Below are 17,788 nucleotides of genomic sequence, written 5' to 3'. Positions count from 1 at the left end.
CCGGGGCGCTGCAACACGCCCCGGCCGACAACGGCTTATGCCATCAGATAAATTTGACGTTGAAGGTCACACCAATCTGGCGTGGGTCCCCGTAACGGATATATTGCTTCTCGGCCCAGTTTTGATCCGGCTCATTGCCGAAGTAGAAACCGCGCACGCCGTATTTTTCATCGAACAGGTTGCGGCCCCAGAGGTAAACCGACCACTTGTCTGCCTCATAGCCCAGCTTGGCGTTGACCACTTGATAGTCTTCAGAGCGAGAGTCATTGCTGTCTGAGTAGTAGAACGCACTCTTGCCACTGCTGTTGAGGTTGGCAAACCAGCCCATGTCATTGCGCCAGGTCATGCCGAGACTATAGGTCCATCTCGGCGAGTGGGCCAGTTCCCGGCCGCTGAGATCCACAGGGTTGCCATATTTATCCTGATACAGGTAATCACCGTATTCTGTCTGCAGATACCCAAGGCTGGTGTAGAACTGCAGTGAATCTGTGGGATACCAGTTGGCTTCCAGCTCGGCGCCATAGTTATTGGAGCTGCCGGCGTTTTCGGTGAACAGAATAAAGCGCTGGGGATCGACAGGATCCTGCAGTGAGGCCGCTACCTGCTGATCTTCCCTGTCCATAAAGAACAGTGCCAGACGGGTATCCAGCAAGCCATCGGCCCAGCTGGATTTCAGCCCCAGTTCATAGTTGTAGAGGATTTCGGTATCGAACTCTTTCTTGTCGGCCAGCTCCTGGGGCAGCGTCATATTGAAACCACCGGCCTTGTAGCCCCTGGCTATCCGAACATAGGCTTCATGGTGTTCAGCCAGCGCCTTGGACAGGGCGATATGGCCGCCCCACATGTTTTCCGATGGGCTAAAGGCATCACCATTGCTGTCGCTGTAGTCACTCTCACGTCGCTCGATACGAGCACCGATAGACAGGCTGTAGCCCGCCCCCAGATCTGAGTCCAACTGGGCAAACACCGCATAGTTACTGGCGCTGTAGCGGGAAGTCAGCACTTCATCCGGCCCGCCGTTGTATTCAGAGTAGAGATCATTGTCCTCATCGAGATCCATAAAATAGAGCCCGGCCAGCCAGTCTGTGCTGCCGCCGAAAATCCGCCCGGCCTCGTTGGAACTGAATCTGAACTCCTGTGACAGAGTGCGCCGCTCGCCACGCTTATCCCAGGTGTAATCGTACTCACAGGGTGCGCCGCCGCACTCTTTTCCGGCCCAGTAATCCGGGTTGGCCCAGTCACCGTCGTAACCGTGGTGATGATCTGTGGCGGCATAGCTTGACAGGGACACCAGCTCAAAAGCCTCAAAGCCGGTATAACTCAGCTTGAGGCTGGAACCCGTGGTGCGCTGTTTGTCGACGCCCGGCGCATCGGTAATGGTATCGAAGCCGTTATTGTCCAGAGTCCAGGCATCATAACCATTGTCAAAATCGGCGTGCAGTAGAGTGAAGTCTGCCTGCAACTTGTCGGTGGCGTACCAGCGCAGCTTGATACGGCCGCTGAATTCATCACGCTCATTGGTATCGTCACGGCCCAGATACAGGTTGTCGCGATAACCGTTCTGCTTGTGTTGCTGCAGCGCCACACGATAGAGCAGCTTGCCGGAATCTGTCACTGGGCCGGAACTGAAGCCGCTGAAGGTTTGCAGATTATCATTACCGAGCGAGACTTCGGCGCCGTGTTCGAATACGTCTGTGGGATCATTGCTCTTGAGATAGATAAGACCGGCCAGGGCATTGGCGCCATAGCGGGTGCCCTGAGGGCCACGCAGCACTTCAAACTGCTGCAGATCGTACAGGCTGGAAACGCTGCCCAGCCCGGAGAGATCGATATCATCGATAATAAAGCCCACAGAGGAGTTGGGCGCTCCCTGGTATTGCTCCTGCTCACCGACCCCGCGGATCTGGAAGTATCTTGGCCGGGAGCTGGCACCTGACCAGTTGAAGTTGGCTACGTTACCCAGCATATCTTCGAAATGCTCGGCGCCTTGATCTTCAATGCGCTGCTCATCGATAACAGTCACGCTGGAGGGCATCTTCTCCAGCGTCAGGCCACGAAAGTCGCCGCTGACGACTATCACTTCCATGGCTTGTTGCTCATCTTGCTTTTCAACGCCGGGATTATCGGCGGCATGAACGGGTGCCCACAGCAGCATCTGAATGGTACTGGCGAGCAGAGTAGGTACGGTAAACTTGGACATAGGACCTCAAATATTCACAGTTTGAGATCCGGCAATAAGAAAGCGAGTTGAAAGTGCACGAATTGTGGCCCATTCCTACGCCGGTACTAGCCGGATCAGGTTCTAAGGGTTCGTCATACGACATCTCAGTCAACCGCAATGCGGTAAACACCCCTTGGCGAGGGCCAGTATACACGAGTTACCAACAAAAGTGAGCCAGGTTGCCAAATTGTATCTGAGGGGATAAAAAACCGCCCACACCAATAGTCCCGTTCGTTGAGCATCAACTGGAATAATGGTTCGGGCGGCAGTGGTGCCGAGGTTGCAACTTTTAGTTTGAAAAGGCCTCGCGCACATAGATCTCAAAACGACTGGCAGTCGGATTCGGCGCCACGGCGCTCACCTGCAACTGCTGTTTACCATGCAGCTTGACCGACTTCCAGGACACACCTTCATCATCCAGGGTATAACCGCTGGCGTCATACCAGGTGAACTTGTACTGAATGCGCATATCGGTAGCGACTTTGCTGCTGATGGTGGCAGTGCCTCTGAGCAAGCCACCCTCGCCTCTTGCCATCAAGTCACCGACACTCACCGAGCGGGCAAAGCTGCTGTTGTCGATGCGACTTTCACCGGTCGAGCTGGCATACACCCCGGCCGTATGGTTGGCGCAGCCTGCCAGAGCCAGCAGGGTTGCTGCTATTACCAAGACTTTTTTCATCTGCCAATCCCTTATTCTCAATCAATCAAAAAGTGTGCCCGGGCGGTTGCAATCAGCTGCTTGCGGTTGGTCTGCCAGCAGTCGATATTGACATTGGCCACTCGCCGTCCCTGACGGGTTATTCGGCACTCGGCGAAACTATCCTTATGATAACCGGCACGTAAGTAGTCGATGGAAAAATCAACCACCTTAGGCACCTTACTGGTTTGCATAAACACCATAAGCTGGATGATGGCCGACATCTCCATAAACCCGGCTATCACGCCGCCATGAATGGCCGGCAGTACCGGGTTACCTATGTTGTCATCTTTGGCCGGCAAGCGAAATACCAGCTCATCGCCAAACCGTTCTACCAACATGCCAATAAAGCGGGCGTAGGGAACATGCTCAAGTAAATGACTGAAATCATTGGTTTCTGTCACTTTGGCAACTATGCTTTTTACATCCAGGGATGCCTTGGGATCTGTCATTTCGTCTCCTCACCCATCAGTGCCTTACGGAAAGTGTCCCCAATCATTTCAGGGCTTATCCGCATAAAGGAGCCAACCGCATGGGCGATGGGGTCGTCTATGCTGTCCTGATAGGCGATGGCCCGGGTAAACGCGACGCTGGATGACAACTTATAACACTCGGCAAAACCATACACCGGCTTGTGGGGCTCGGCGGGCTTCATATAGTCGACCCGCAGATCCAGAGTCGGCGAGATCTCCAGCGAACCGTATTTGTCCTTGATGGCACAAACCACGGCGCAGCCACTGGCAGTATCCATCAAAGTGGTGATAACCCCACCATGGATAACTCCGGTTTCAGGGTAACCCACCAGCTCAGTGCTGTAAGGCAACTCTATCAGTACATGGTGTTCACTGCCCTCATGCACCTTGAGCCCGAGGCGACGACACTGGGCCAACTGGTTGACAAAACGGCTCGCCAGGGTCGTCAGCGGGAAAAACTCCGGATTGACTTTCATGACGCTGAACTCACCATAGGCCCCAAGGCTTTACCGCCAAGCAGATGCATGTGGATGTGGAACACTTCCTGGCCGCCATGCTCATTACAATTAATGATTAAACGATAGCCATCCTTAGCGATCCCGGCTTCGGCGGCCAACTTGGCGGCCACTGTCACCATACGGCCTATGGCCTGCTCGTCGGAGGCCTTGGCGTCATTGACTGTGGGGATCAGATGATTGGGCACTATCAGCACATGGGTGGGAGCCTTGGGATTGATATCCCGAAAGGCAGTCACCAACTCGTCCTGATACAGTATGTCCGTGGGTATTTCACGGCGAATAATTTTGCTGAATATGGTTTCTTCGGCCATTTTGCCACTCTCCGGTGTATCGGTTCAGACTCGGCCCAAGGGCCAAATCACTGTGTTCTTGGCAGTATAATACCATTCGGCCCAGAGATGTAATCGGCCGCGGCGATTTGCCCCCCAAGCCTGTTAAAACTCGGCAAGTAATTGCCGCGGCCTGGCTTTTTTGGCAGCATTGTCGCCATGCTCAGCCGGAGATGAACCAATTTGGCTCCCGGCACTCGCCAACGATTCATACGGATATCAGATGATCAGTTATCAGATTTGCCCCATAGATCCACACGCTCACCTGTTCGAGGTCAAAATCACCATTCAGGCTCCGGCCCCGAGACAGGAACTTTGGTTGCCATCCTGGATCCCAGGCAGCTACATGGTTCGCGATTTTTGTCGCAATATCATAGATATTCAAGCCTTTGATGAGCTGGAGCGTCCACTCAGCATTACTCAGCTCGACAAGCAGCGCTGGCAGATAAATTCCAATGCCGAATCACTGCAACTGCGCTACTCGGTTTATGCCTGGGATATGTCGGTGCGCAGCGCCCACCTGGATCAGACCCACGGCTTTTTCAACGGCAGCAGCGTCTTTCTTGCGGTGGCCGGCAAAGAGCTTGAGCCGCTGGAGCTGGAAATTCTGCCTCCCAAAGAGGAAGCCAACTGGCAACTGGCAACAACCCTGAGTCGAATCGAAGGTGAAGACTGGCAGTTCGGCCGTTTCAGCGCCGCCAACTATGATGAGCTTATCGACCATCCGGTGGAGATGGGCACTTTTACCCACGGCAGCTTTGAGGCCTGTGGCGTGCGCCATGATGTGATACTGACAGGGCGTCACCGCTGCCACATGCCCAGGCTGCTTGACGATCTCAAGGCTATTTGCGAGAGCCAAATCCGCCTCTTCGGTGAAGCGCCGTTTGAGCGCTACCTGTTTATGACTCAGGTATTGGGCAATGGCTTTGGAGGGCTGGAACACAGAGCCTCCACCGCCCTGCACTGCTCCCGCAAAGATCTGCCGCTGAGTATGGAGATGCCGGTCAATAAGGATTACCGCACTTATCTGTCGCTCTGCAGTCACGAATACTTCCACAGCTGGAACGTCAAACGCATTAAGCCGGCCAGCTTTATTCCCTACGCGCTGGAAGCCGAGATCTACACCCGTCAGCTGTGGGCTTATGAAGGCATCACTTCCTACTATGATGACCTGATGACACTCAGAGCCAACAGGGTTTCCAGTGAGCAATATCTGGAGATGCTATCCCAGACTATGACCCGGGTGTATCGCATGCCGGGCAGGCAGTTGCAGAGCCTGACAGAATCAAGCTTCAACGCCTGGACCAAGTTCTACAAACAGGATGAAAACGCCGCCAACGCCATCGTCAGCTATTACACCAAGGGAGCTTTGTTTGCCCTGTATCTGGACTTGACTCTGAGACTGGAAACCCAGGGAAAATACACACTGGATAACCTGATGCAAAAGCTGTGGCAGGCCTTTGGCAGCCAGGGGATAGGCACTGAAGATGACTCCCATCGCCGCCTCTATGAGGAGCTGCTTGGCCGGGATGCCAGCGCAGAATTTGCCTTTCTGGATAATACCCAAGAGTTGCCTCTGGCGCCCCTGCTGGCGCAATTCGGAATCGAGATGCAGCTTCGCAGTGCCCAAGGCGCTCAGGATCAGGGCGGCGGGGATGTTGAGGGGCAAAAAATCGGCTTGGGAGCCCGCTACAAGGCTGAAGCCCTGGGGTTAAGGATTGTGAGTGTGACCAACGGCAGCGCGGCTCACAGCGCCGGGCTCGCGGCTCAGGATTTGCTAATCGCCGCCAATGGTCTGCAGGTCGGCGCTCAATTTGAAAATGAACTGCAACAATATGAGCCCGGCGATAGTCTGGAGTTGCACTTCTTCCGCCGTGATGAGCTGATGACAGGCCTGCTGCCTATCAAACCGGCGGCAATAGATACTGTGTCACTCAAGCTCACCGAACCAGCCAAAGCCAAGGCCTGGCTGGGTTAAGGAAGGTGCGAACAAGTCCCATGCGTGCTCTGCGTCGGCTTACAGGCCTGGATGCAAGGCGTGGTTCGCAGCAAATGGCCCTAGTCCTTTGCAAGAAGCATAACACAGCAGGCAGGCCTGTAAGCCACGCCCTTTGGGGCTTTCACAGCAACCGGCTCTCTACGTTATCCGACTTCGACAGGCCCCGGCATGCCTTCAGTCAGATGCCTTGAACGCCAATTGCTGTGTAAGCCAGAGTGCCGCGAGGACTTATTCGCACCTTCCCTAACTCTCGGCCACAGCGGCCATCAAGTGACGCTGGGCCCAGGTCATCACCTGGGCCCGGTTGCTTATTGACCGCAGACGGCAACAGCAGGCATTCATACTCCACCCTTTTGGGGATACCACTTTGCGACCGCGACTCCTGGCGACCTGTTTAAGAATCTTATAGCCCAAGGCCAACGCCACTGTAACCAAATCCAGCAACAGAGTGTCGACATCACATCAGTGTCCATCTATCGGGAGATAAGCAGGGCAAGCGTATCAGAAACTCCTGCGGCCAAGGGATATTCATCAGCTCGGTCAACAGAGCAGTTCTGGAAACCACCAGCCAGTGCATCACCTTGAACATAAGTTGCCCTCAGCTAAACACCCGCGAAATTTGCATTAACGAAACATAAGCATCAAATCAGACAGCTGCTTGAAACGGAAGTACAGATCTCTGCCAAAAAACTCAAAATGAATAAGAGTTAACTGAACAAGCGCCGCCCCAGGCATTAACATAAAGGGGTAAAACAGATCTGGGGGATCAAACATGGAAACAAATACTGCGGGCGAAGTGCGCCTGTCTCGCTATAAGGCCTGGGATCTTCCCACTCGCCTTTTTCATTGGATAAACCTACTTTTGGTGCTGCTGATGATGACCATCGGCGGGATAATGATGTTCAAATCTAACTTTGGGATCAGTGGTCTCGACGCGAAAATCGGCTTAAAGACACTGCACGTCTGGATAGGTTATGCCTTTGCCATCAACCTGGCATTCAGATTGTTGTGGGGATTATTCGGCCCCATCAAGGCGCGTCTAGGTAAACTACTCCCAAAGAAAGGGGAATTGGCAGGCTATCGCGCAGCCCTCAAGAAAGGCGAAAATCCACAATATCTCGGCCATAATCCGGCGGGCAAACTGGCGGTTATCGCTCTGTTTGGTCTGCTGACCCTGATCATGGTGACAGGTTTAGTGCGAGCCGGTACTGACATCTTCTATCCACCACTGGGCGGCATGGTTCAGGAATATATCGCCGCGGATGGGGTTGAACCTGCCAGTCTCAAACCCTACGATGACACAGGCGTTAATCCAGACAAGGCTGCAGCGATTAAGGGCGCCAAAGGCTTGGCAGGGAAAGTCCATGTCTACAGCGTATATCTGTTACTTCTCTTGGTATTGCTGCATATAGCCGCGGTGATCCACGCCGAGCGTAAGCGTCAGCCCGGTATTATTTCAGCTATGTTTTCCGGCAATAAATATCTGCCAACAACGCCGCTGGATAAAGACTGACAGTGATATGGGCTCACCACACAGAGCCAGAGATAAGCACAAGCCAGAAACAATAACGCCGGCATCAAGCCGGCGTTGTCATTCGTGCGATATGCGCTTACTTCAGAGTGCTTTCCGAAGTACGGCCGTCATCGTGGCAGCTATCACAGGTAGGCTTCTGACCTACGTTCATGTCATGGGGAGCGTGGCAGTCAGCACACATCAAAGCGCCATCGTGTGGCTTGTGTACCGCGTCCATTTCTGCCAGCGAACCGTGACAGCTCTGACACTGTTCAAATTCATAGGCGCCATCAGCTGAAGGGGAACCATCGGCATGACAGCTTTCACAGCCACCCATATCCGCGTGGAAATCTGACAGTTTCTGATCTTCTGCAAAAGCAGATGGTGACATGGCCAGCGCGGCCAAACCGGCACCGAACAACACACTTAAGAGTTTCTTGCTCACAATAATATCCTCCGATGATGACAGTCGAGCAAAGGTTCTTATGTCAGGTATGACCTTTGTCTCACTATCAGTAAATAGCACGACTTGGATTAACTTAGCCAAGCTTTTGCCAATTGGCAAACTAATTCTGAGTCGCCGCCACTTTAACAACTTGCGCAAAAGCAAAATGTGCGCTGAATCATGTAACCATCGGTTAATTACGGAATTTTACATTTCGTTTACCTATAAACATCTGTATCAATAAGCGTTTCAAGCGCATAAAAAAGGAGACCAACAGGTCTCCTTTAGAGAAAGTATCGCTGAATTATCCGCGGTTTCTCAGCGCTTCAATACGCTTTTCAAGCGGTGGGTGACTCATAAAGAGTTCAGTCATTGAACGCTTGCCATTGATACCGAAGGCCGACATATTGGCCGGCATGGCACCGGTTTCCGGCCCGGTACGCAGACGTTCAAGGGCAGCAATCATCTTGTTCTTACCGGCAAGGCGAGCGGCACCTTCGTCGGCGCGGAACTCACGAATGCGGGAGAAGTATGCCACCACAATGGATGCCAGAATACCAAACAGCATATCCAGCACAAATACCACAGCCATGTAAGCGATAGTGCCCAAGCCTTCACCCTCTTCATCGTTGCTGGCAACAAAGTTGTTGACGATACCGGCAACCACGCGGGCGGCGAAGATAACAAAGGTGTTCACCACGCCCTGGATCAGGGTCAGTGTCACCATGTCACCGTTGGCCACGTGGCTGACTTCGTGCGCCAGTACGGCTTCGACTTCATCGGCGCTCATACCGTAAAGCAAGCCTGTACTCACGGCTACCAGAGAGTTGTTTTTACTTGGGCCTGTAGCAAAGGCGTTCAGTTCAGGCGATTGGTAAATAGCCACTTCCGGCATCTTAATCCCGGCCTGCTGCGCCTGACGGGCTACGGTCTCGAGCAACCAACGCTCTGTGTTATCACGGGGCTGAGTGATCACCTCACAACCCATAGTTTTCTTGGCCATCCATTTGGAAATCGCCAAGCTGATAAAGGCGCCACCAAAACCGAAGATCGCCGCAAATACCAGCAAGCCACCCATGGTTTGAGTATTGACACCCAAAATAGACATGACAATCGATGCCACCAACAGAATGGCAAGGTTAGTCAAAATCAATAGAAATACACGCTTCATATCAGCTCCTGTAAGGTACCCTTGTACCGGAATTGCGTCATTGCAGACATAATATGTCCACTTGGCGGGAATTCAAGAGGAAAAAGGTAAATTATTGTTTAGCTTTCTGCCTAAACGCCCCGGCTACGCAGAGGAAGCAGTCTAGGTAGAGTTGATTAAATCAAACTTAATCAATTGCCAAGTGCGGCTTTTAAACGCGACCAAAAGCACCTGTGGCGATTGTTGAGTGTAAAGGCTTTTTGTTACCATCAAGCAACGCAAATCAATCTGAAGGACAGCGACGATTATGACAATAAATACCCTGCTGCTCAGCAGCTCCCGCGCTGGCGATACCCCCTACCTGGAACATGCCCTGCCCTATATTGAGCCCATGGCAGAAAAAGCCCGCAAGTGGATATTTATCCCTTATGCCGGTGTCAGCATGAGCTACGACAACTATCTGGAAGCCGTGGTTAATGGCCTGGCACCATTGAGGCTGGATATCTCCTCTATCCATCAACATGGCGACCCCAAGCAAGCCATTCGCGATGCTGACGGCATTCTGGTTGGCGGTGGCAACACCTTCCACCTGTTGCATGAGTTGTACCGCTACGACCTGCTGCATCTGATCAAAGAGGAAGTCGCCGCCGGCAAACCCTATATCGGCTGGAGTGCAGGCTCAAATATTGCCGGCCTCAGCATACGTACCACCAATGATATGCCTATTATAGAGCCGCCATCATTCAGTGCCCTTGGCCTGTTGCCACTGCAAATCAATCCGCATTACAGCAACTACAAAACGCCGGGGCACAATGGTGAAACCCGGGCCCAGCGCTTGCTTGAGTTTACTTGTGTCGATCCCAAGACGCCGGTACTGGCCATCCAGGAAGGCAGCGCCCTGTTGCTTAAGGACAATAAACTGAGTCTTTTGGGAGATAAGGAAGCTTATCTGTTCAGCGGTGTAGAGCAGGAGATCCCCGTGCCTGTAGGCAGTGATCTTTCCAATCTATTGAGCTAAAAAAACCTCGGCCCTACGGGGCCTTGCTGCTTTTTAACTCCAGGGCTCAAGCATGCGCTTTGGCCAGCAGAGGGCTCAAATCCAGGTGCTGAGACATGGCCTCGGCACTGGGATGAGCCAGATGCGGCACCACTCCCAACAGCGGCGCCTGCATCAAGTCTTTAAGGCTGGCCAGGTTTTCATCGAAGCGACTCATATCGGCTTCGGCGCGGTTGGCGACCCAACCGGCGATTTCAAGTCCATCGGCGCGGATCACCTCCTGGGTCAACACCGCATGATTAAGACAGCCAAGCTTCATTCCGACCACCAGAATCACGGGCAGAGCCAGTCCCTGCACCGCTTCCGATAAGAAACGCCCCTCCCCCAAAGGCAAACGCCAACCGCCGGCCCCTTCTATCAGGCAGAAATCAGCCATGGCAAACTGGGTAAAATCCAGCGCCGCCAGTACCGCCTCTGGGCTGATATCCAGGCCGAGATCGGCGGCAGCAATATGAGGGGCAATCGCCGGCTCAAAACTGAAAGGATTTACCTTGTCGTACTGCAGTTTCAGAGTGGATTCATCCATCAAGGCCAGGGCGTCCGGGTTTCTCAGCCCGTAAGGAGTGTTATGGCAACCCGAGGCCAGAGGTTTGACCCCCAAGGTTTTCAAGCCATGCTCGACTCGTGCCTTATGCAGCAGAGCGGCTCCGACCTGAGTCTTGCCACTGTCGGTATCTGTACCTGTTACAAAAAAAATCATCGCTGAACTACCCCTACAGCCAAAACATCAATGGTTATTTTCGAGCCTGAACCATTACTATCCTGTATGTCAGCGGCAATCCCTTGTCCGTTCTAAGGACCTCGGCCTGCCCGTTAAGTGTATGCCAAAAACCCTTTCCCTTGAGCCCGGCGCCTGAGTTTTTGTCGGCGCCGACTGAAGCGCCGACCCCCTTGATGGAGTAAAGCAATTCCCTGAGATTGGCAAAGTGGCACTGGAAGGTGCGGCTTTGCGTGTGCAAGCTCTGCCAGGGATGCTGGCCCAGCGCTTGCGCCAACATATCCTCGGCTGCAAACGCCTTGACTCGCAGCCCCAGCGTCTGTAATTCGGGCAAACTGCCGCGGGCTACTATGGCAAGGCGCGCCGAGCCGCCCGGGCGCATAACCCGAAAAATCTCTGCCAAGGCGGCCGGAATATCGCCGCACCACTGCAGCGCCAGATTGGAATAAACCGCATCAAAGCTGTTGTCGCCAAAGGGAAGCTGCTCGGCATCGCCACAAACAGCCTGATAATAGGGGAAGTTTCCCTTCAGCTGCTTGAGCATTCCGCTGGCGATATCCAGGGCGGTCACGCTTTGGGGGCCGAGCGTGGCAAAAGCCGTGCCCGGACCTGCACCTATATCCAGCAGTTTTCCTGAGTGTAGGCAATCGTTCCAGTCAAGTAAGGCTTCGGCCGTCAGACGCTGCACCTTATTGTGGCGCTCATAAGCGCTTGCCGCCTTGGAAAAGCGCCCGGCGACATCCTCAAGCGGCACGGATTGCACCAGGCCGGCGTGACTAGCCAGAGGCTCATGACTCATGTTGCTCATGCCATCAGTTCCGCCAGTGCCGAGGCCAAGGCCAGTATATCCTGCTCCCTGTGCTCGGCGCTCAGGGTTATACGCAGTCTGGCACCACCTTTGGGGACTGTGGGGGGCCGAATCGCCCCCACCAGGAAGCCGCGTTCCAAAAGCCTTGCCGCCAGCGCCATACACCTGCCACTCTCTCCCACCAACAGAGGTTGAATTGGCGACTCAGATGGCATCAAGGAGATCCCCGCCGCTTGGCAGCTGCGGCGAAACAAAGCGATATTGGCGTTGAGGCGCTCGAGCAAAGGCTCTTGCTGGATCAGCTCCAGAGCCCCGTGCACGCCCATACAGCAGGCCGGTGACAGCGCGGTGGAATAGATGTATTCACGGGCATTGGCCACCAGATAGTCTATCAATTCCTGCGAGCCCACAATCGCCGCGCCCTGACCACCTAGCGCCTTGCCAAATGTCACCAAGCGGGCAAATACCGGCAAGGGTGAAGACTCAAATAGGCCGAAGCCGTGGGCATCATCGAGAATAAGCGGGCTGCAGTGCTCTTGGCACAAGTGGCTCAATTTACCAAGCGGCGCCCTGTCGCCATCCATGCTGAACACGGTTTCGGTGAGCACAGCGCTGCCGGGATGCCGGGCCAAAAGCGTTGTGGCGGCCGCCATATCGTTATGGGCAAAACGCCGTATTTTGGCCTTTGAGTCGCGCAGACCATCTATCATGGAGGCGTGCACCAATTTGTCGGCAATCACTGTATCTTCGGCGCTAAACAGGGTTTTCATCAGCGCAGTGTTGGCGGCAAAACCACAACTGAACAGTAACGCCGCTTCTGCACCGAGTGCCCGGCACAGACCTTGTTCCAGCTTGAGATGCGCCTCGCTGTAACCTGAAACCAGAGGTGAAGCGCCGCTGCCGCAGCCATAGAGAGTTGCCCCCTTGGCAAGCGCAGAGATGACCTTGGGATGACGGGCCAGGCCCAGATAATCATTGGCGGCAAAATCCAGCAATGGTTTGCCACTATCTGTTGCATGGGCAACAGGATGCAATAGTCGCTCACGGCCGGGCGCTGCAGCGAAGCAGCGCCTTTGCCTGAGCAAGCCGCCGCGCGCAAGCTCCTCACGGCGGTGGGCCATTTTGTCCAGCAATGAGGTCAAGTTACAGGGCTCCGGCGTCGTAAAACTGTCCCTGAGCCTTGTTATTGATAGCCTCTGCCTTGGCCGCGACGCGGGCTATTTCGGCGCCCTCTTCCTCGACCGTGGCGGCCTTGCCTTGCTCCGGGGTCAATCCCAGACGGCGGAACAGGCTCATATCGTCATTTTCTTCCGGGTTGGCGGTGGTCAACAGCTTGCACCCATAGAAAATCGAGTTGGCCCCGGCAAAGAAACACATGGCCTGCAGCTCATCTGTCATATTTTCACGCCCGGCCGACAAGCGAACCCGCGACAAAGGCATCATGATTCTGGCCACGGCTATGGTGCGCACAAACTCCAGTGGATCCAGGTCGTCCAGGCTATCCAGCGGCGTACCGGCCACCTTGACCAACATATTGATAGGCACAGAGTCGGGATGTTGCTCCAGATTGGCCAACTGCTGCAGCAAACCCGCCCTGTCGGTGGCCTGCTCGCCCATGCCGACAATCCCGCCGGAGCACACCTTCATACCAGCGGCGCGCACATTGGCCAGGGTGTCCAACCGCTGCTGATAGGTGCGGGTGGTGATGATGTCACCATAGTATTCCGGCGAGGTATCCAAGTTATGGTTGTAGTAATCCAGCCCGGCTTCGGCCAGTTCGTTGGCCTGGTTTTCGCTGAGCATACCCAGAGTCATACAGGTTTCCATTCCCAGGGATTTAACCTCCTGCACCATCTGCTTGAGATAAGGCATATCGCGCTCATGCGGGTTACGCCAGGCGGCTCCCATGCAGAAGCGGGTCGCCCCGGCTGCCTTGGCACTTCTGGCCTCTGTCAGTACCTTTTCCATCTCCAGCAGACGCTCTTTTTCCAACCCTGTGTCGTAGCGGGCGCTCTGGGGACAATATTTACAGTCTTCCGGACAGGCCCCCGTCTTGATTGACAACAGACGACTGACCTGAACTTCATTGGGATTGAAATGGGTTCTGTGCACGCTGTGGGCACGAAACAACAAATCATTCATCGGCAGGGCAAAGAGGGCTTCAACCTCTTCGCGGCGCCAGTCATGGCGCAGCTCTGTATTGGACATATTCTGTGTTACCTGAGTCTGATCTATTTGTTGCTGAAGCCGATTTTGCCGATTAATCCATCGGGCTCCGGGTTCAGTTGGCTGCTTGAAGGCCTGAATTATTTTCGTTAGCATACCCGCGACACTCTCACTGTCAACGCCAACCAGTTGCACAGGTTTACCTTTGGTTAATATATGAGCATAGATTATCGTTTTGACCGTCAGCATATCTGGCATCCCTACACTTCCATGAGCCACACCCTACCCGTTTATGGGGTCAAAGCCGCCAAGGGCGTACGCCTGACGCTGGAGGATGGTCGCGAGCTCATCGACGGCACCAGTTCCTGGTGGGCCTGCGTCCATGGTTACAGCCACCCGGCAATTCTCAGCGCCATGGAAGAGCAACTCAAACGCCTGAGCCATGTGATGTTCGGAGGGATCACCCATGAGAGCGCCATAGAACTGTGTCGCCAACTCATCACTATTACCCCGGAGCCATTGACCAAGGTGTTCCTGGCTGACTCAGGCTCCATTGCGGTGGAGGTGGCGCTGAAGATGGCACTGCAATACTGGCAAGGACAAAACAAGACAGAAAAAAACCGCATCATGACGGTCAAGCAGGGCTACCATGGCGACACATTCGCCGCCATGAGCGTCTGCGACCCGGAGGGCGGCATGCACACCATGTTTGGTGACAATGTGGCCCGGCAACTGTTTGCCCCGGCGCCGAGTACACCCTTCGGTGAAGCCGCTAAAGCAGATGACATCGCCGGACTCGAGGCCATGCTGGCCGAACACGGCAAACAAACCGCCGCGCTGATCCTCGAACCCATAATGCAAGGTGCCGGTGGCATGTGGTTTTACAGCGCCGACTATCTCAAGGCAGCAAGAGCCCTGTGCGACAAGTACGATGTACTGCTGATCCTGGATGAAATCGCCACAGGTTTTGGCCGCACCGGTAAGCTGTTTGCCTGCGAACACGCCGACATAGCGCCGGACATCATGTGTGTCGGTAAGGCGCTCACCGGCGGCTATATCAGTCTGGCGGCGACGCTGTGCAGCGATAAAGTGGCGGCCGGCATAGACAGCTCCCCTGCCGGCGTATTTATGCATGGGCCAACCTTTATGGCCAATCCTCTGGCCTGTAGTGCTGCCCGCGCCAGCCTGGCCCTGCTGGCAAACGGTGAGTGGCAAGCTCAGGTCAAGGCCATTGAAACTCAGCTTAAACAGGAACTGGCACCGGCAGCAGCACTGCCGGAAGTCAAAGCAGTACGGGTGCTTGGCGCCGTCGGCGTACTGGAGATGCACAGACAGGTCAATACCGCCGCGCTGCAGGCCGAATTTGTTGCCCGCGGCGTGTGGATCCGCCCCTTTGGTAAACTCATCTATATCATGCCGCCCTATGGTATCAGCGCAGAAGAGCTGAGCTGCCTGAGCCGGGCCATGCTGGAAGTGGCCGCACTGACGAGCAAGCAAAATCAAGATGACAGCGCCTTCGTCAGTCACGGCTGAGCCCGCTACACCTCAACTCTACTCAGGACAGCAAAAAAAGCGGCTCAAATGAGCCGCTTTGTCTTGAGGTAAACCAAGCCTTGCAGGGAATGTTTACTCAATAAAACGCTAATTAGAACTTATGGTACTTATCGATACCAAAGGTTCTGCCTGTGTCATGACAAGTCGCACAGGATTCGGCACTTGGCTGCTTGAACCACTCAACCGCCGGAATATCCACGCTGATATCACCGCCGTTCTGGCTCATGTGTGCCTTGGCTGAATCACTGGTGTGGCAGGCATAACAGTTTGCGGTGACCGGGCTGGTCATCTTGCTGCCGGGCTCCAGAATATACTGGTTGGGCACAGCGGCCAGCGACAGGCCATCCTGGTGACAGGCCACACAACTGCTGGCCGGTGCAATCGCTGCGGCGCCGTTGGCTTTTCCTGTCTGACTCCAGTTACCATCGGCATCCTGAGCCACTTCACCGACGGTTGCCCCCTTACCCCAGTGCCAGCTGTGGATCATGGGACCGAAGCCGGCACCATAATCGGCACTGGTACGGGCCATTCCGTTGCCGTGACAAGCGATACAACCCTTACCACCGTTATCGAACTCACCGTTCTTGTGGAAGGCAGTCACATCGTTATGGCAGGTGATACAGCTGTTGTCTGCCACCACCTGACGCCGATCAAAGCCGGAGATCTTGCTGCCATCGGCCGGATTGACGACATCAGAATAAGCTGTGAAGGAGACCCCCATGGAGCCGTCATAGCCATTGGCACGAATGCGATCGCGAGTTTGACCACGTACCTTGTCATCATAATGCTGCCAACCTTCGCTGGAGAAAGTCACCCGCGCCGAGAACATATAACCGGCATTCTCATACCCTGCGGCTATGTTGGCCGCCGCATAACACACAGTGCGGGTGCCATCGGCATTATCCGTCTTGGTTTCTGAATTACGGGTGCCCGGGCGGCCCACCAGGCCATGGTTGTCATAGGCATGCAGATATGCACCGGCATAGACTATCGGCTTGGCGGCAACATAACCGGCATTGGTAGGATCGGCATTATAGTTGTTGCTGATATTGACCAGATTACCCTCTTTATCCTTGACACTAATGGTAGAACACCAACCACCGGCACCATCGGTTTCAGGAGTAGAAAGTTCAACTGTGTAAGCCGCTCGCAGCGCTTGCAACTTGGTGATCCCGGCCTTCTGCTCATGCAGCTCACGGAAATCCAGGCCATTTGAAGGCACTATATCGCCTATCGGGGTTCCTTCTTTACCATGGCAATCGATACAACCAGGGCCGGTAAAGTTGCTGTTAATAGGCGCATCTGTATGACAACTGCTGCAGTTGAGCACGCTGAAGTCTTTGCTGAACTCCCTGTGATTGATATGACCTATCCTGGATAAGGTATTGCTGGCATAACCACCGATAGAGAATCCCTCATCGTTGGTCACTGTCTTGCTGACTGAGCCATGACAAACCAAACAGCCGGCAATAAAATCTACTTCACCGTCCATGCCTTCAGCCACATAGCCAGCGTGACGACGTGGGCTCTGGGAGTAGTCCACGTGACAGGCATAACAGGCTTCAGTGGTAGTACTGAATTGCCCCTCCGGCTTATTGACAACCAATGCCTTTGAACGGGCAATGGCATCATTACCGCCAACACGCAGCCAAACAATGCCTTCAGTGGCGGCATTAACACCTGCCATCGGCGCTTCAAATATATAATGCCCATCATCTACTTGAGTTAACTTAGCACCTTCTGTTGCCTGAGTTACCGCGCCACCGACATGAACATTGTCCTCTACATTATTAATTGGATTTTCATCCCGATTGAGAATAAAACCTTTGGCAGTCAAAGCAGCCACTTTGGCCTGGACATTGGTAAGGTCATTAATTAAATTACCATTTTCATCCGTCACTTCAAACTCGTAGGTAATTGTCCCCTCACCCAAAGTATAATTAATCATTTTAACTTGGGTTTCAACCGATTGGGTTACTGGAGGATTCGTCCCGGGTTTTCCCGGCTCCCCCGGCTTACCTGGCTCACCAGGCGCACCATCTCGGCCATCATCACCATCACTGCAGCCTGCAGCCTGCAAGCAGTATTGCCATCACCATCAAAGCAACTCTTTTCTTTTTAAATATGGTCATCTTTCTCT

16 protein-coding genes, 1 pseudogene and 1 riboswitch are annotated in these 17,788 nt (G+C 54.2%); of the genes and pseudogenes, 4 read left to right on the top strand and 13 right to left on the bottom strand.

From position 1 onward, the window contains the following. Positions 1 to 43: 43 nt before the first annotated feature. From SIL79_RS13770 to hinT, 5 genes are all read right to left on the bottom strand, one after another. Positions 44 to 2,200: a TonB-dependent receptor gene (locus SIL79_RS13770; RefSeq protein ID WP_144361928.1), complete on the bottom strand. Its 2,157-nt coding sequence runs from the start codon at positions 2,198 to 2,200 to the stop codon at positions 44 to 46. A gap of 55 nt (positions 2,201 to 2,255) precedes the next feature. Continuing rightward, positions 2,256 to 2,365, bottom strand: a riboswitch (TPP riboswitch). A 145-nt stretch (positions 2,366 to 2,510) separates the two neighbouring features. Continuing rightward, a complete protein-coding gene (locus SIL79_RS13765; RefSeq protein ID WP_093983145.1) occupies positions 2,511 to 2,900 on the bottom strand; it encodes a YcfL family protein in 390 nt (129 codons plus the stop codon). A gap of 17 nt (positions 2,901 to 2,917) precedes the next feature. Continuing rightward, a complete protein-coding gene (locus tag SIL79_RS13760; protein WP_039032743.1) occupies positions 2,918 to 3,370 on the bottom strand; it encodes a PaaI family thioesterase in 453 nt (150 codons plus the stop codon). Further along, positions 3,367 to 3,867, bottom strand: coding sequence for a PaaI family thioesterase (locus tag SIL79_RS13755; protein ID WP_039032742.1), 501 nt, complete (start codon positions 3,865 to 3,867; stop codon positions 3,367 to 3,369). Before SIL79_RS13755 ends, SIL79_RS13760 begins: the two co-directional genes overlap by 4 nt. Then, positions 3,864 to 4,220 (bottom strand): purine nucleoside phosphoramidase, encoded by a 357-nt coding sequence (gene hinT / locus SIL79_RS13750; RefSeq protein WP_039032741.1) that lies wholly within the window; start codon positions 4,218 to 4,220, stop codon positions 3,864 to 3,866. Before hinT ends, SIL79_RS13755 begins: the two co-directional genes overlap by 4 nt. Positions 4,221 to 4,461: 241 nt before the next feature. Between hinT and SIL79_RS13745 the strand changes: the two genes are divergently transcribed. Further along, a complete protein-coding gene (locus SIL79_RS13745) occupies positions 4,462 to 6,216 on the top strand; it encodes a M61 family metallopeptidase (RefSeq protein WP_071475974.1) in 1,755 nt (584 codons plus the stop codon). Positions 6,217 to 6,694: 478 nt separating this feature from the next. On the opposite strand, the gene SIL79_RS13740 is transcribed toward SIL79_RS13745, so the two are convergent. Continuing rightward, positions 6,695 to 6,826 carry a hypothetical protein gene (locus tag SIL79_RS13740; RefSeq protein ID WP_319619372.1) on the bottom strand — a complete coding sequence of 44 codons (132 nt, stop codon included), beginning with the start codon at positions 6,824 to 6,826 and terminating at the stop codon, positions 6,695 to 6,697. A gap of 183 nt (positions 6,827 to 7,009) precedes the next feature. Between SIL79_RS13740 and SIL79_RS13735 the strand changes: the two genes are divergently transcribed. Continuing rightward, a complete protein-coding gene (locus tag SIL79_RS13735; RefSeq protein WP_039032739.1) occupies positions 7,010 to 7,750 on the top strand; it encodes a cytochrome b/b6 domain-containing protein in 741 nt (246 codons plus the stop codon). A 97-nt stretch (positions 7,751 to 7,847) separates the two neighbouring features. Here SIL79_RS13735 and cctA read toward each other — a convergent pair whose 3' ends face one another. Together cctA and htpX are read right to left on the bottom strand one after the other, a co-directional pair. Then, positions 7,848 to 8,195: a tetraheme c-type cytochrome CctA gene (gene cctA, locus SIL79_RS13730; protein WP_039032738.1), complete on the bottom strand. Its 348-nt coding sequence runs from the start codon at positions 8,193 to 8,195 to the stop codon at positions 7,848 to 7,850. 304 nt (positions 8,196 to 8,499) lie between these two features. Next, entirely contained in the window at positions 8,500 to 9,366 is an 867-nt protein-coding gene (htpX, locus tag SIL79_RS13725) for a protease HtpX (RefSeq protein WP_039032737.1), read from the bottom strand. Positions 9,367 to 9,652: 286 nt separating this feature from the next. Between htpX and pepE the strand changes: the two genes are divergently transcribed. Continuing rightward, a complete protein-coding gene (pepE, locus tag SIL79_RS13720; protein WP_039032736.1) occupies positions 9,653 to 10,363 on the top strand; it encodes a dipeptidase PepE in 711 nt (236 codons plus the stop codon). A gap of 46 nt (positions 10,364 to 10,409) precedes the next feature. Here the strand turns inward: pepE and bioD are convergent, their stop codons facing one another. Genes bioD through bioB form a run of 4 tightly spaced genes read right to left on the bottom strand, consistent with a single transcriptional unit; the run spans position 10,410 to position 14,136 of the window. Continuing rightward, complete coding sequence (gene bioD / locus SIL79_RS13715) at positions 10,410 to 11,099, bottom strand: dethiobiotin synthase (RefSeq protein ID WP_039032872.1); 690 nt, start codon at positions 11,097 to 11,099, stop codon at positions 10,410 to 10,412. Positions 11,100 to 11,136: 37 nt separating this feature from the next. Next, positions 11,137 to 11,928 carry a methyltransferase domain-containing protein gene (locus SIL79_RS13710; protein ID WP_319619370.1) on the bottom strand — a complete coding sequence of 264 codons (792 nt, stop codon included), beginning with the start codon at positions 11,926 to 11,928 and terminating at the stop codon, positions 11,137 to 11,139. Beyond that, on the bottom strand, positions 11,925 to 13,070 hold the full coding sequence (locus tag SIL79_RS13705; protein ID WP_319619369.1) for an aminotransferase class I/II-fold pyridoxal phosphate-dependent enzyme: 1,146 nt from the start codon (positions 13,068 to 13,070) through the stop codon (positions 11,925 to 11,927). The genes SIL79_RS13710 and SIL79_RS13705 overlap by 4 nt, the downstream gene beginning before the upstream one ends. A 1-nt stretch (position 13,071) precedes the next feature. Further along, positions 13,072 to 14,136, bottom strand: coding sequence for a biotin synthase BioB (gene bioB, locus SIL79_RS13700; RefSeq protein ID WP_039032871.1), 1,065 nt, complete (start codon positions 14,134 to 14,136; stop codon positions 13,072 to 13,074). A gap of 174 nt (positions 14,137 to 14,310) precedes the next feature. Here bioB and bioA point away from each other — a divergent pair, with 174 nt between their 5' ends. After that, positions 14,311 to 15,627, top strand: a complete 1,317-nt coding sequence (gene bioA / locus SIL79_RS13695; RefSeq protein ID WP_039032733.1) for an adenosylmethionine--8-amino-7-oxononanoate transaminase — start codon at positions 14,311 to 14,313, stop codon at positions 15,625 to 15,627. Positions 15,628 to 15,739: 112 nt separating this feature from the next. Here the strand turns inward: bioA and SIL79_RS13690 are convergent. Next, positions 15,740 to 17,780: pseudogene (locus SIL79_RS13690) on the bottom strand (multiheme c-type cytochrome). Positions 17,781 to 17,788 lie beyond the last annotated feature (8 nt).

The sequence above is a fragment of the Shewanella indica genome, assembly GCF_033842865.1.
In the GTDB taxonomy this organism is placed as follows: Bacteria; Pseudomonadota; Gammaproteobacteria; order Enterobacterales; family Shewanellaceae; genus Shewanella; species Shewanella indica.
Note: the sequence above shows the minus strand (reverse complement) of the source record. Positions and strands in the feature narration are given on the sequence as shown.